The organism is Melghirimyces thermohalophilus, from assembly GCF_900102685.1.
GTDB classification, from domain to species: Bacteria; Bacillota; Bacilli; order Thermoactinomycetales; family DSM-45169; genus Melghirimyces; species Melghirimyces thermohalophilus.
Genome location: NZ_FMZA01000008.1, coordinates 40,578 through 53,991, shown reverse-complemented (window position 1 = coordinate 53,991; position 13,414 = coordinate 40,578). Strand labels below are relative to the sequence as shown.

Annotated in this window: 14 protein-coding genes; 1 reads left to right on the top strand and 13 read right to left on the bottom strand. The window is 51.6% G+C overall.

From position 1 onward, the window contains the following. Positions 1–96 precede the first annotated feature (96 nt). Positions 97–798, top strand: a complete 702-nt coding sequence (locus BLP91_RS07465; protein WP_091568429.1) for an SDR family oxidoreductase — start codon at positions 97–99, stop codon at positions 796–798. 740 nt (positions 799–1,538) lie between these two features. On the opposite strand, the gene BLP91_RS07460 is transcribed toward BLP91_RS07465, so the two are convergent. From BLP91_RS07460 to ribH, 13 genes are all read right to left on the bottom strand, one after another. Beyond that, on the bottom strand, positions 1,539–3,338 hold the full coding sequence (locus tag BLP91_RS07460) for an ATP-binding protein (RefSeq protein WP_091568426.1): 1,800 nt from the start codon (positions 3,336–3,338) through the stop codon (positions 1,539–1,541). After that, positions 3,335–4,051, bottom strand: a complete 717-nt coding sequence (locus BLP91_RS07455) for a response regulator transcription factor (protein ID WP_245662195.1) — start codon at positions 4,049–4,051, stop codon at positions 3,335–3,337. The genes BLP91_RS07460 and BLP91_RS07455 overlap by 4 nt, the downstream gene beginning before the upstream one ends. Positions 4,052–4,127: 76 nt before the next feature. Then, complete coding sequence (gene ccsB, locus BLP91_RS07450) at positions 4,128–5,330, bottom strand: c-type cytochrome biogenesis protein CcsB (RefSeq protein ID WP_091568421.1); 1,203 nt, start codon at positions 5,328–5,330, stop codon at positions 4,128–4,130. Positions 5,331–5,341: 11 nt separating this feature from the next. Next, the gene (gene resB, locus BLP91_RS07445) at positions 5,342–6,913 is read right to left on the bottom strand and encodes a cytochrome c biogenesis protein ResB (RefSeq protein ID WP_176757892.1); all 1,572 of its coding nucleotides are present in this window, start codon (positions 6,911–6,913) and stop codon (positions 5,342–5,344) included. A gap of 130 nt (positions 6,914–7,043) precedes the next feature. Continuing rightward, positions 7,044–7,766, bottom strand: coding sequence for a pseudouridine synthase (locus BLP91_RS07440; protein WP_091568416.1), 723 nt, complete (start codon positions 7,764–7,766; stop codon positions 7,044–7,046). A 117-nt stretch (positions 7,767–7,883) separates the two neighbouring features. Continuing rightward, positions 7,884–8,420 carry a spore maturation protein gene (locus BLP91_RS07435; protein WP_245662194.1) on the bottom strand — a complete coding sequence of 179 codons (537 nt, stop codon included), beginning with the start codon at positions 8,418–8,420 and terminating at the stop codon, positions 7,884–7,886. A gap of 39 nt (positions 8,421–8,459) precedes the next feature. Continuing rightward, positions 8,460–9,047, bottom strand: a complete 588-nt coding sequence (locus tag BLP91_RS07430; protein ID WP_091568411.1) for a nucleoside recognition domain-containing protein — start codon at positions 9,045–9,047, stop codon at positions 8,460–8,462. 2 nt (positions 9,048–9,049) lie between these two features. Continuing rightward, positions 9,050–10,192 (bottom strand): D-alanyl-D-alanine carboxypeptidase family protein, encoded by a 1,143-nt coding sequence (locus BLP91_RS07425; RefSeq protein ID WP_091568408.1) that lies wholly within the window; start codon positions 10,190–10,192, stop codon positions 9,050–9,052. 109 nt (positions 10,193–10,301) lie between these two features. Continuing rightward, the gene (gene ytfJ / locus BLP91_RS07420; RefSeq protein ID WP_091568405.1) at positions 10,302–10,754 is read right to left on the bottom strand and encodes a GerW family sporulation protein; all 453 of its coding nucleotides are present in this window, start codon (positions 10,752–10,754) and stop codon (positions 10,302–10,304) included. Then, positions 10,727–11,422 (bottom strand): DUF2953 domain-containing protein, encoded by a 696-nt coding sequence (locus tag BLP91_RS07415; protein WP_091568403.1) that lies wholly within the window; start codon positions 11,420–11,422, stop codon positions 10,727–10,729. The genes ytfJ and BLP91_RS07415 overlap by 28 nt, the downstream gene beginning before the upstream one ends. Before the next feature lie 92 nt (positions 11,423–11,514). Beyond that, on the bottom strand, positions 11,515–12,111 hold the full coding sequence (gene scpB / locus BLP91_RS07410) for an SMC-Scp complex subunit ScpB (protein ID WP_245662193.1): 597 nt from the start codon (positions 12,109–12,111) through the stop codon (positions 11,515–11,517). After that, positions 12,104–12,892 carry a segregation and condensation protein A gene (locus BLP91_RS07405; RefSeq protein ID WP_091568400.1) on the bottom strand — a complete coding sequence of 263 codons (789 nt, stop codon included), beginning with the start codon at positions 12,890–12,892 and terminating at the stop codon, positions 12,104–12,106. Before BLP91_RS07405 ends, scpB begins: the two co-directional genes overlap by 8 nt. A gap of 23 nt (positions 12,893–12,915) precedes the next feature. Further along, complete coding sequence (gene ribH, locus BLP91_RS07400; RefSeq protein WP_091568398.1) at positions 12,916–13,398, bottom strand: 6,7-dimethyl-8-ribityllumazine synthase; 483 nt, start codon at positions 13,396–13,398, stop codon at positions 12,916–12,918. Positions 13,399–13,414: the final 16 nt, after the last annotated feature.

Genomic DNA, 13,414 nt, shown 5'->3' with positions numbered 1-13,414 from the left:
ACCGCCGGTATGCCGGCGGTATGGTTTATTGTTTTACCCCTATCATTAAGGTAGAGTGAAAAAGGTAGCATCAGCAAACAGAAGGAGGTTTTATCGATGTCCGACCTCAAGGGAAAAACGGCAATCGTCACCGGCGCCAGCAAAGGGCTCGGCGCTGCTGTGGCCCGTCGATTCGCTGAAGGTGGTGCTCAAGTCACCATCGCTGCCCGCAGCAAGGAGCAACTGGAACAACTGGCACAAGAATATCCCGATCAAATGCTGGCGGTCACCTGTGATGTCACCCAAGGGGATCGAGTGGAAGCGATGGTGGACCAAACCGTAAAACATTTTGGCAAGCTCGATATTTTGGTCAATAACGCCGGTGTGGGCCGTTTTGGCCAAATCCATGAACTGTCGGAAGCGGATTGGGATCTGATGATGGATGTCAACTTGAAGGGGGCTTTTCTCACTTCAAAAGCAGCCATCCCCCACCTGAAAGATACCAAAGGACATATCGTCAACGTCTCCAGTGTCGCCGGGACCGTCACTTTTCCCGGAGGCGGAGGCTACTGCGCGTCCAAATTTGGGCTGATGGCTTTGTCTGATGTCCTCACTCAAGAATTGAAAAAAGATGAGGTCAAGGTTAACACCATTTGTCCCGGTTCGATTCAAACCGAATTTTTCCGGAACCCCAAGTCCTACGCCCTTACAGCGGAACAGGTGACAGAGGCCATCTGGACCATGGTGACCGCACCGGCCGGAGTGATTTACAATCAAGTGATTATGCGACCACAGGTACCGCCGGACATGCAAAAGTAACAGAAGGAACCCCTTTTAATCAAAAGCGTGGAGAAAGCCCCCTTCATCCTTTCTCCACGCTTTTTTACGGCACAAAACCACTCTTGGCCTTTCCATATCAAAAAATCTAACAACTTTAAGCAGATGGTTCGATCTTTTTCCTGTCGCTGTCAGCAGCTTCTTCCCAGCCCTTCCCCTCAGCCGGCCGTAAGGAAGCCCAAACGGCTTTCCGGCGTCTGCCAAGCTTGCTCGATAGTCTCTTTCCACTTCACTAAAAAAGCCTACTGAAAAGTTTTTTAGGACAATGAAAAACGCCCTCCTCCCGTGTTGGAGGCTGGCGTTTTAAATTTTACTCAGGAACGAGTGGCCTGATCGACGGCTTTCATATCCACCTGGATCCTGTTGTTCAGGGCTTTGATTTTATCGTTCAGTTGTTGTTTCAAAGACTCGAAGCTTCCTTGAGAGCATGGGTACAGTTACGGACCCCTTGTGAGTGTGAATATGTATCCCGTCCTGAGGCGACGGGTCTCCAACCCAGTTTGAAGCCTGTCCCCTTTACTGTCCATGACACCCCCGAATCAAGGGAGCCAAAGATGTGTTGATATGGACGATATAAAACATCCTCACCAACGAGAATGTAGACGAACCGAGCGCGGAGATATGGAACCAAAGGGCTCAACGTAGCGATTCCAATAAAAATTGGGCTGTCGAACAATCTCGACAGCCTGAAGCCCTTCCGATACTCAGGAGACGATGGTTATCTATGATGAACCGTTGCGCGTGCCCTCCCAGGGAAGGTGAATCAAAAATTGGGTTCCTTCTCCTTCGGTACTTTTCACGGACACACTACCTTGGTGGGACTCCACAATATGTTTTACAATCGCCAATCCTAAACCAGTTCCACTTTGGCCGCGGGTTCGTGCTTTATCCGCCTTGTAGAAACGTTCAAAGATAAAGGGTAGATCCTCCTCCGGGATTCCGCTTCCCGTATCTTTTACGGTTAACTGTACTCCCTGTTCATTAGGGGTGACCGACACGGTCACCTGTCCTTCTTCCGGCGTGTGTCGGATGGCATTATCCGTCAGATTGATCAGCACTTGTTCCACTTTATCTTCGTCCCACCGAGCCGTACCGGCGTCATCAGGGATCTCCGTCTTCAGTTGTACACCCTGCTCCCGGGCAATCGTCTGAAACTTGCGGATCACCCGTCGGGTCAGTTCGGAAACATCAACCTCCGAGATCTCCAGCTGGATATGACCCGCTTCCATTCGGGCCAGATCCAGTAATTCCCGGACTAGTCGCCCCATCCGAAGGGATTCGTCATGGATCACTTCGGCGATCTCTTTTTGATCCTCAGGACTAGCAGCAACCCCGTCCACCAATGCTTCAGAGTACCCTTGTAACATCGACAGCGGCGTCCGCAATTCATGGGAGACATTGGCGACAAAATCCTTGCGTAACTTATCCAACCGACGCTCTTCCGTCACATCACGCAGGACAGTGACCGCTCCCCGCACCTGATTCCGGGCATAGAGCGGAGCCATCACCAAAGCCCAGGTACGGCCGTGCACTCGAACATCACCAAATACCTCTTTTTCCTCGTCCAATACTTGTTGAAAAAACCGGACCAAGGGAGCGGGTAACTCTGTTCCACCCTCTTCTTCCCGCCATTCTTTCAACAACTCATCCGCTGGGGGATTGGTGACGATCACATCTCCTTGCGCATTGATACTGATCACGCCATCTGCCATGCTCCGCAGAATGCTGGCCAACTGTTCTTTTTCCTGGGACAGCGCGTGAACCGACTCCTCCAATTGGGCAGCCATCCGGTTAAAGGAGAGGGAGAGATCCCCGATTTCGTCCCGTTCATGGGAACGAACCGGAACTCGGGCGGTAAACTGCCCCTGCGCCATCCGTTCCGCGGCTCGTTTAATCTGAATCAAGGGCTGGGTGATCCGTGTCGACAAGAAGAAGGCAAAAATGGTGGTCAAAAAAATGCCGATCAAAGCGGAATAAAAGATCACCTTTTTAATCTGATTTTCGGACAGCTGCCCCTCCGTGCGGTACATGACGACTGCTCCGGTCACTTGGTCCCCGTTTTTCATGGGCAGCGCCACCATCAATACCTCGTCTTTAAACAAGGGAAAAGGAGACTCCCCGTTTTCATCCACGATCACCCGCGTCCGCAGCGATTGCGGCTTCCCTTGTAACACTTGGTCGATCTCGGTCTGCTCCAAGATATCTTGCCACGGGATGTCCGGAACATTAGGGGAAGCACCCACCGGCTTGACCGATCCGTCCGGCCCGAGCACGATGGTGTAGGTTTCATACAGTTCCGCCACATCTAAAACCGGACGGAGATATTCCGCCCGGTCTCCATCGTCCGACTGTTTCAGCGTATCCCGGACTTTGTCGGCCAGCTGTCGCATATTGTCCAACTCCGCCTGATAATAAGTGGAGATGATCTGCTCCGTTAAAAACAGGCTTAATACGACCAGCACCAGCGTCACCAATCCGATAATTGTCAACCATAGCTTTCCGACGACACTTCTCCAGATCAATCTTTCGGCACCTCGAGTTTATAGCCGACTCCCCAAACGGTATTGATCATCTCCGCCGCTTTCGGTGAAGCGCGGTTCAACTTTTCGCGCAACCGTTTGATATGGGTGTCCACTGTCCGAAGATCGCCGAAGAACTCGTAGTTCCACACATCCTTCAACAGCTGCTCCCGCGTAAACACTTTATCTGGTGAAGTGGCCAGATAGTAGAGAAGCTCATACTCCTTCGGCGTCAGAGAGACTTCCACACCATCGGCACGGACTTCATGGGCATCATGGTCGATCGTCAAGTTGGGAAAGACGATCACATTATGGGTTTCCGTCTCCGTTGACAAGAAGGCCGTCACCGAAGATCGGCGGAGAACTGCCTTCACCCGGTGAACCAGTTCCCGAGGACTGAAAGGTTTTACAACATAATCGTCCGTGCCTGCCTCGAAGCCCTCCACTCGATTGCCCTCTTCTCCCCGGGCGGTCAACATTACCACCGGAGTCGCTTTTTTTTCGCGAATCTCCCGACAGACGTCCAAGCCATCCATACCCGGTAACATCAAATCAAGCAAGATCAGATCATAATCCGTCTCCATCGCTTTGCTAAGGGCGGTTTCACCGTCCTGCGCCTCATCGATCAGATACCCTTCCCGCTCCAGATACATGCGGAGAAGACGGCGGATTCGGTCTTCGTCATCTACGACCAAAATTCGTTCCTGTTTACCCACCTGATTCACTCCTCCTCTGGCAACACCACGGTTTCATTGCTCACCTATATTATACCCTATCCGTTTTGCCGACGAATCACGCATAGGAATGTAGGCCAGCAAACACGAAGTTGACTACGATCAGGTTGATCATGATGATCAAAAACCCACCCACAGCCATCCATGCTGATTTCAAACCGTGCCAACCGCGGGACAATCGGAAATGGAGATACGCGCTGTAATACAACCAGGTAATCAATGCCCATGTTTCTTTCGGATCCCATCCCCAGAAACGACCCCAAGCTTCATGAGCCCAAATCATGGCGAAGACCAGCGCACCCAGTGTAAAGATAGGATAGCCGATCGCGATCGCCCGATAACTGACTTCATCTACATTTTCCAGATTCATCTTCCTTACCACCGGATACAGCATCTCGTAGACCCGTTTACGGAACAGCAGACGCAGCAATCCGTAAAGAATCAAACCAGCAATGATCGACCACAAAACCGAATTAAATTTGCTGGCGGCGTTTTCCCCTTTCATCCACTCCGGAACCTCAAAGAAAGGCTGAGTCCAACCGAAGGGGGTTTGCGATTCCAGCAACTCCCCATCAAAGGGACCGGCGATAGGTGGCATATCGTATTCCTGTGCCATCAGTTGGCCATCTACCACATGCTTGTAAGTGACTTGGTAATCCAGAGCACCGAAGGTGAAGGAAGCCGCTACGAAACCGACAAACATGAGAATCACCGCCATCACCACTTCAAGCCAGGCAGCGGTTCGTGTACTGTGATCTTCCCCCACCCAACGGATTAGATAAACCAATCCGGCGACAAAACCTACGGACAGCGCTCCTTCACCTAGAGCAGCCGTCGTCACATGAATGTGCAGCCAGTAGCTCTGCAGTGCCGGAATCAACGGTTCCACCTCGGTCGGGAAATTGATGGCGTAAGCCAACAGAATGACGACCAGAGGCATTGCAAAGGCGCCCATACTGATCGCCCGGTAGATAAAAAAGATCACGACAAAGGCGACCGCAATGGCAAAGGCTAGAAACGAAGTAAACTCAAACATATTGCTGGTAAAGTGGCCGCCAATCATCAGGCGGGAGGCGATAAATATGATATTGGAAATGATCCCGATTAGGGCCAAAATAATGCCGCGGCGACCCCAACGCCGGGTGTGAACCTCTTTTCCCACACGGGACCCCTTACCGGTCACAGCCATCACAAAGGCGATAGCGGACAGGAGATAGAGGAAAAACATCGCCCCCAGGGAAACTTGCATCAGTTGTTCCATAACCGCTCCTCCTACTTTTGTTGAGGTGTAAATTGAAGGGGCATGTCGGCCTCTTCTGTCACTTGTTCCAATTCACGACGCAATCCGAACCAGTTCTTGTTGGTATGGGCTCCTAAGTAAAGGGTTCCTTCTTTCCAGCGGAGCCAGACGCGCCGGTGATACCAGAAGAATCCCATAGCCAGGCCGATCACCGAGATTCCCGCCCCGATAAAAATGATCGGCAAGCTTTTATCGATGCGAACCATCAAACCGGAAACATGGACTGTTTCCAGGTTCTTCAGATCGATTTCGTACCGGTTGTTCTGATGAATCCCGTCCAGGTCGGTCCCGGAAATCAACCAGGAACGCTCCGGCTTATCCAACTTTGGTGAATCAACAGCAAAAACAAAGGCCGGACGATTCGGATTTTCGGATTTGGTGGTCGGCTGATTACCTTCCATGACAAAATCCGGGAAATAATTGAGAATGTTGATCTCGACTCCGTTATCCAGCCGATATTTTTCTTGGGGATTATTGAGATCGACCTTAAAGTTCCCCACCGTTTCCTTTGTTTTCTTGTCCTTTACATCCAGTACAATGGCATCTGTCACCGTGTTAAAGTCCGCCTGATATAACAGAAGGTCTCCATATTTCATCGGGTGATTGACCACAATCGACCCCTCATTCACCTTCTGCAATTTATCGGTCTGCGGATCTTTTTCATATAACACGGCCTCCGTTTTCCATTCTTTCACCATCGATTGCTCGGAACCCTCGGGCATCTCATCTTGGTCGTAAAATTCAACCTTTGCTTGTTCATTTTTGAGGTAGTAATCCACTCCCGGGAGCTTTTTCACTTCCCCTTCCCGGATAGAAACGGTCTCATCCAGGTACCAACCCGGCACAAGAAAACGCAGCAACACGCCGAGCAGAAACAGGATCAGACCGATATGGTTGATGTAAGGACCCCAGCGGCTGAATCGTCCCTTTTCCGCCAGAATCGAATCCCCTTCCCGGCTCACCCGATAACGTTTTCGACTCAGTTTTTCCGCCAAGCGATCCAACATCACGCTTTTCTCCGCTTCCGTCATCGGTTGCGAGCAACTCACCCGTTGTCGTTGGATAAATTGAATATTTTTTGTGGTCTGTTGATTTTTCAGGGCTTTATACAGGGGGATCACCCGGTCCAAACTGCAAACCACCAGCGAAATACCGATCATCGATAACAATGCGATAAACAAAGGAGATTCATAGACATTGGATAAACCCAGTCTATAGTAAAGATCCCCGAATGCCCCATACTCTTGGGCATAAAAAACCTCTGGCCTTGCCACCATGTTCTCCTGGGGCAGAAAAGTACCTGGGACCGCCAGTAACAGCGTAATTACAATCAGCCAGACAGCCACCTTGACAGAGGAAAAAAACCTCCACACCCGATCCACCAGCGAGGTGGTACGTGTCTGAGAGCGTCTGGCCTTCCCCTCATAACGCATCTCCAACGGCCGATTCTTTTGGCCGCCTTCGTCCAAGGGTTTACCGCAGTACTCGCACAATGCTGTACCGACGGGGTTGTTATGTCCGCATTCGCATTTTGTATTTTCCATCATTCCACCCCCGTTTCGGTAACCTAGCCGGACTTCCCCATGTTAAAGCAAAGGGCGTAAATCCTCCATCCTATTATAACGTTTGATCCCCTCTCCATCGGAAACATGGTTATGAAGATTATTTGAAAGGTTAGGGCATAAGACCGATTCGCTTTTTTAACCGATGCTGCTCGGTCCGGGTAAGCTCCCGCCAATGCCCCGTCTTTAAACCGTCCAGTGTCAAAAAATCCAAACGAATTCGCTGAAGATGGAGAACCGGGTGTCCTACCGCTTCACACATGCGCCGAACTTGTCGGTTGCGCCCTTCGTGGAGCGTCATTTCAAGGAGCGATTCCCTCTTACCAGATTGCACGAGGCGCACGCGGGCCGGTGCCGTCCAACCATCGGAAAGTTCAACCCCCGATTGAAGGTGACGGAGAGCATCGGCTCCCGGAATCCCTTTCACCTTGGCCCGATACACCTTATCCACTTCATGACGAGGGTGGGTCAGCCGATGGGCCAATTCACCGTCATTGGTCAACAGGAGCAAACCCTCGGTGTCAAAGTCGAGTCGCCCCACAGGGTAGACCCGCTCATCCAGATCACGGACAAAATCAGCTACCACTGGGCGATTCTGGGGATCGGACATGCTCGTAATCACACCGGTCGGTTTATGGAAGAGAATATACCTTTTCTGCTCCGGTTTAATCGGACGCCCCTCCACTTCGATCCGATCCTTGTTCGCGTCCACCTTAACCCCCAGTTCCGTCACGACCTCTCCGTTCACCTGGACCTTGCCGTCCCGGATCATTTGTTCGCTCTTTCGCCTGGACGCCACTCCCGCCCGGGCCATCACTTTTTGTAACCGATCCATGATTTCACCTCATCCTCCATCTTATCCATAGAGAAGATGGTTTAACAAGCAGAGGGAGCCGGTAGACACAAAAAAGACCCACATTTTTGCGTGGGTCGAGTGTTTCTTGTGCAACTGTCAACTGCCGAAAATCTGGCTTACGATAAACCAGGATGCGATCACACCGGTCAGATCCGCCATCAATCCTACTTTTACCGCATAGAGGGAACGTCGGATTCCCACAGCTCCGAAATAGACGGTCAGCACATACAAGGTGGTGTCAGTGCTTCCCTGCATCGTGGAGGCCAGCCGTCCCAGGTAGGAATCGGGACCATCGCTGCGAAAAATGCTTTCCGCAAATGCCAGCGCACCTGTTCCCGAAATGGGCCGAAGCAGGCCCAACGGTAATACCTCTTCGGGGAAATGAACCCAAGCGAGCAAGGGTTTAAACAGCGCTAGATAAAACTGAAGCGCACCGGTCTCACGGAAAATAGAAACCGCCACCATCATTGCCACCAAATGGGGAATGAGTTGAACGGCGGTGGGAAAGCCTTCCTTGGCTCCTTCCACAAAACTCTCATAGACGGGAATTTTTCGAGAAGCGGCATAGAGCGGAATAAATGCGAGGAGCGCTGGTATGATGATTTTGGACAGAAAGGAGATCGCCTCAAACACGTGAACCACCCCCATACCGCTTTTTTCGGAAATATTCCCCTATCCCGCATCTAGGGAGCGCTGTCGGAACCAACGGTCCAACAGAACTGCAGCCACTGTGGAGCAACAGGTTGCGAAGAGTGTGGTTCCGATGATCTCCGTCGGATTGGCGGACCCATACTCCATCCGAATACCGATGATCGTCGTCGGAATCAGGGTCAGACCCGAGGTGTTGAGAGCGAGTAAGGTACACATGGCTGGGGTGGCTGTCTTTTTGTTCGGATTTAACTTTTGCAGCTCCTCCATCGCCTTCAAGCCCATTGGAGTAGCCGCATTTCCCAGACCGAACAGATTGGCGCTCATGTTGGACAAAATATAACCCATCGCCGGATGATCCCTCGGAACACCTGGAAAAAGGAGACGGGCTAGGGGGCCCAACAGCCCGGCCAGTTTCTCCAATAAGCCGGCATCCTGTGCGATACGCATCATGCCCAACCAAAAGACAAGAATACTGATCAATCCGATACAGACGGCGACCCCTTCCTTGGCCCCTTTCAGCGCGGCTTGGGTTACCAGATCCAACTCCCCCTGTACGGCACCAGCCACCACCCCGCTCACAATCATAAAGAGCCAGATATAATTGACCATCTTTACCCTCCTCTCCCGAAAAGGGTTGCGACAACGTGAATCCACTCCTCTGCCCACGTTTCTTTCTGCTGTGGAACAGCACGAGTTTCTAAGGGGACGGATCCCACCGGTTTTCCGTCAACATAAACACGAGCACTGCCTACCCGGATCCCCTCCCGGTTCGCCTTAGCCAAGGGATAAGTCATCATCGTCTCCACCTTCACCTGTTCCCGCTCTTCCTCAGTGAGGGGATAAGTGAAACTGCGGACAGCGACAACGGATAACTGCGGATCCTTGCTTTTGGGCACTGGCGCCAACTCTTCCCCTTTTTGCACCAGTTTCACTGGCTCAAAATACCGAAAACCAAACTCCAACATCTTCATGGAGTCGTCCCAATCATCCGGAGCATTCAGGGTTACCGTCGCAATTTGCCGTCCATCCCGAGTGGCCGATGCAACCAGGGTGCGTTTGGATCGTTTGGTATACCCGGTCTTTACACCATCGGCTCCCGGATAGAGTCGGAGCATCTTATTTTTGTTGTACCATTTCCGATGCCACTTTTCCTCCGGCCAGGGAACGGTTTTAACCTGAGTGGAAACGATTTTATTAAAAACGGGATTTTTCAAGGCATAGGCAGTCAATCGGGCCATATCGGCGGCGGTGGAGTAATGCTCAGCTGCATCCAGCCCATGGGGGTTTTCAAAGTGGGTGTTTTGCATCCCTAAATATTGGGCCTTTTCATTCATTTTAAACACAAACCCCTCTACGGAGCCTCCGATATGCTCCGCAATGGCAACGGCTGCATCATTTCCGGAACGCAGCATCAATCCGTACAGGAGGTGTTCCAAGGGGATCTTCTCCCCTTGCTTCAGATAGATCGAGGAACCTTCCACTCCCACTGCTTGCGGACCTATGGTTACTTTTTCCTCCAGATCACCGTTCTCAATGGCGATAATCGCCGTCATAATTTTGGTGATGCTGGCAATCCGCATCTGTTGGTCCGCTTTTTTCTCATATAACAAACGACCGGAATTCACATCGATGATCGCCGCGGCACGAGCACTCAACTCGAGGTCCGAGGGGCGAGGATTCGCCCGCGCCTCTAGAGGGGACCACCCAAAGACGACAAGGAGACTAACCACCAGTAGCAGACGTGTCCACCGCATATCTTCTCCACCTTAAGGGCTTGTATTTGTACAAATTATATGCCGGGAGGACAGGGTTATGAAAAAGAGAAAAAGACCGCCTCCTCACCGGAAGACGGTTGTGCAGCGTTTAAAGACCCGCATTGGATTCATCTGAGCAAGATTTTTTTCCTTTCCCTTTAGTCAGTTGCTGGAGTCGATCCATCATATGGGGGGCCATATCCAGCAACCGATCAAATAAGTGGGTGTTTCCGTCGATGTTCAACATGCGGATTCCTTTGTCGTTGACGACCAGAAATCCAATGGGGGTAATGGAGACCCCGCCTCCGCTTCCTCCTCCGAAGGGCAATTCTTTGGGATCTCCATCTTCGTTGTTTCCCCCGACGCCTCCGGGACTGCCTTGTTCAGTTCCTTTAAATTCACTGCCGCCGGCAGCGAATCCGAAGCCCACCTTGGACACAGGTATAATCACACTGCCATCAGGGGATTCCACCGGATCACCCACGATGGTGTTGACGTCCACCATCTCTTTAATGTTTTCCATTGCCGTCGTCATTAAGCCTTGAATCGGGTGCTCTGCCAATTCCCTTCACCCCCTTTGCTGTTCCTGATCATTCGGATGAGCAGGTGAATGACAGCAAGGATAGCATGCCCGACACGAAAACGGATTATACTGTCCAGGGTCGTCTCGATTTTCTCCGAATGAAATAGAGGCTCGATATCCAAGCGGGGCGCTTCTTGCCAACGGATGTATGATCCAGCAAATCCGATCAAAGTGGATTTGATTCCCCAGAAGATTCCCGTCACCACTCCGGTGGAGGCAGCATCTCCGGTTCCGACGGCTGACTTCCAGATCAACTGTTCACAAACCACATGCTTCAAAAATCTGCGGTTCACCTCAGACACGATCTCCTGAAAAGAGACGATCTGGCGCCGAAATTGGTTGATCTTAGCCAGATACCGGCGGATTTTTTGTAAATTGAAACGTTGTTTTTTCCCTGGTTTCTCCGTGTCTTTCGTTTTCAATTCCGGCTGAAATAAGATCCCGTTCTGATCAAAATGAAAAGAAGGGATCACCGTCCGAAACCGAATCATTCCAAAAAAGAGTCGAAACCCGATTTCCAGATGGTCTTTCTCCTCTTTTCTCCGGTAGACGAGATGGATCCGGACCGATGTAAAGGGAAAAATCACCAGAATGACCAAAATAGCCGTCAACAGTATTTTCCAGATCAGTGCCAGCAACGCATCCACCCGCCGATCCACTTTCCAATATACGGTATTATCGACAGGTTTCCGTCAAATCATACGAAAAACCCACGGGTTTTTCCCGCGGGTTACGTTTCCTACTCTTCCGTTTCCGTACTTCTTTGTGTCGCCTCTTCTTGTTGCGGGCTGACTCCCAGGCGTTCATACAGTTCCTGCCGTTCTTGTTCCCATTCGGCCCACTGAAAAATGGAATCCGCCGGCGGAAGCTCTTCCAGCCGGGACAATCCGAAGTATTGCAGAAATTCCGGCGTTGTGCCGTACAAGATGGGACGGCCTACCGTTTCCGCCCGACCCATTTCCCGAATCAAACCTCTTCTTTTTAAGTACGCCAGGGCTTTTTCACTCTTCACCCCGCGGATCTCCTCGATATCCGCGCGGATGATCGGTTGACGATAAGCAACGATCGCCAATGTCTCCAGCGCCGCACGGGAAAGTTGCGAGCGGGAAGGAGCAGCAGCCAGCTGTTCAAAATAGGCGTGGTGTTCCGGCAGCGTGGTCAGTTGATAAACCCGGCCCACTTTTACGATTTGAATACCACGACCCGCCTCTTTCCACTCAGTTTGCATCTCCTGTAACAGCTGACGAACCACCTTCTTCTCTTCTCCAATGATATCGGCAATCTCCGCTAAGCGAAGTCCATCTTCACCGGCTGCAAACAACAACCCTTCAATCACGGGCTTCCATTGCTGGGTTTTCAGACCTTCCTCCCTCCTCTGGCCATACACGTCTCATTTGAATCTCTTCAAACAGCTCATTCTGTCTGATTTGAATCCTGTGTAATTTCAACAATTCGAGAATAGCTAAGAAGGTGGTCACCACTCGCTCCCGGGTCATTCGTTTTCCTTGAAATAGCTCGGAGAAGCGGAGCTCCTCTTTTCGTTCCAGCATCCGATCGATCTCTTCCATCCGGTCACTCACCGAGATCTCCTCCCGGGTCATCCGGGTGAGGGGCTCTTCTTCCTCCTCTTCCACCCGGGCGGTGATCAGATCGGCAAACAGTTGCAGGAGGTCGTCGGGGGTAATCCCTTTCAATGGATTTTCTTTGGGGGCATAAGCGGATAAATCAGCTGGCATCCGGGTAAATACCCGGCTTCGCTCCTCTTCCCGCTCCCTGAGAACGTTGGACAGCCGTTTATACCGTTTATATTCCAACAACCGTTGGATCAGTTCCTCCCTGGGATCCACTCCTTCTTCTTCCAACACATCGGTCAAATCAACCGGTTCCGCCCGCGGTAATAACATCCTGCTTTTGATGGAGAGCAGAGTGGCCGCCATGACAAGGAACTCACTGGCCACCTCCAGTTCAAACTGCTGCATGGCCATTACATACTCCATATACTGATCGGTAATCCGGGAAATCGGGATGTCGCATACGTCCACTTCGGATGTATCGATCAGGTGAAGCAGGAGATCCAAGGGACCTTCAAACATCTCCAGCTTGATATTCAAATCCACGACGTCCCGCCCCTTTCCCGTGCTCAGTCCTGCCAGGCTTTTTTCAACGCTTGTTGCAGGTTGGCAGTTTCAATGGCGGAGACGGCCGCATCCCAACCCTTGTTTCCCGCTTTGGTTCCGGCCCGCTCGATCGCCTGCTCGATGGTATCGACGGTGATCACTCCGAAAATAACCGGCAGGGAACGCTTCAGGGATACAGCGCCCACTCCTTTGGCTGCCTCTCCGCAAACATAATCGAAGTGAGGCGTCGATCCGCGGATGACCGCCCCTAGGGCCAGCACAGCGTCGTATTTCCCTGAGGCGGCCATTTGATCGGCAATCAAGGGAATTTCAAACGCCCCCGGAACCCAGGCGACATCAACGGCATCCTCCCTGGCTCCGTGGCGGTGCAAGGCGCTTGTCGCCCCTTCCAGAAGCTTACTCGTAATCAGTTCGTTAAAACGGCTGACCACAATGCCGAAACGCAGTCCGTCAGCAGTCAGTTGTCCCTCAAAGGTTCTCGTCATTTGCCGCATCTCCTTT

Coding starts and splice junctions, on each gene's coding strand:
- BLP91_RS07465 (WP_091568429.1), top strand. CDS start 97: ATGTCCGACCTCAAGGGAAAAACGGCAATCGTCACCGGCGCCAGCAAA.
- ccsB (WP_091568421.1), bottom strand. CDS start 5,330: ATGGAACAACTGATGCAAGTTTCCCTGGGGGCGATGTTTTTCCTCTAT.
- resB (WP_176757892.1), bottom strand. CDS start 6,913: ATGGAAAATACAAAATGCGAATGCGGACATAACAACCCCGTCGGTACA.
- BLP91_RS07440 (WP_091568416.1), bottom strand. CDS start 7,766: ATGGATCGGTTACAAAAAGTGATGGCCCGGGCGGGAGTGGCGTCCAGG.
- BLP91_RS07430 (WP_091568411.1), bottom strand. CDS start 9,047: ATGGTCAATTATATCTGGCTCTTTATGATTGTGAGCGGGGTGGTGGCT.
- BLP91_RS07425 (WP_091568408.1), bottom strand. CDS start 10,192: ATGCGGTGGACACGTCTGCTACTGGTGGTTAGTCTCCTTGTCGTCTTT.
- ribH (WP_091568398.1), bottom strand. CDS start 13,398: ATGACGAGAACCTTTGAGGGACAACTGACTGCTGACGGACTGCGTTTC.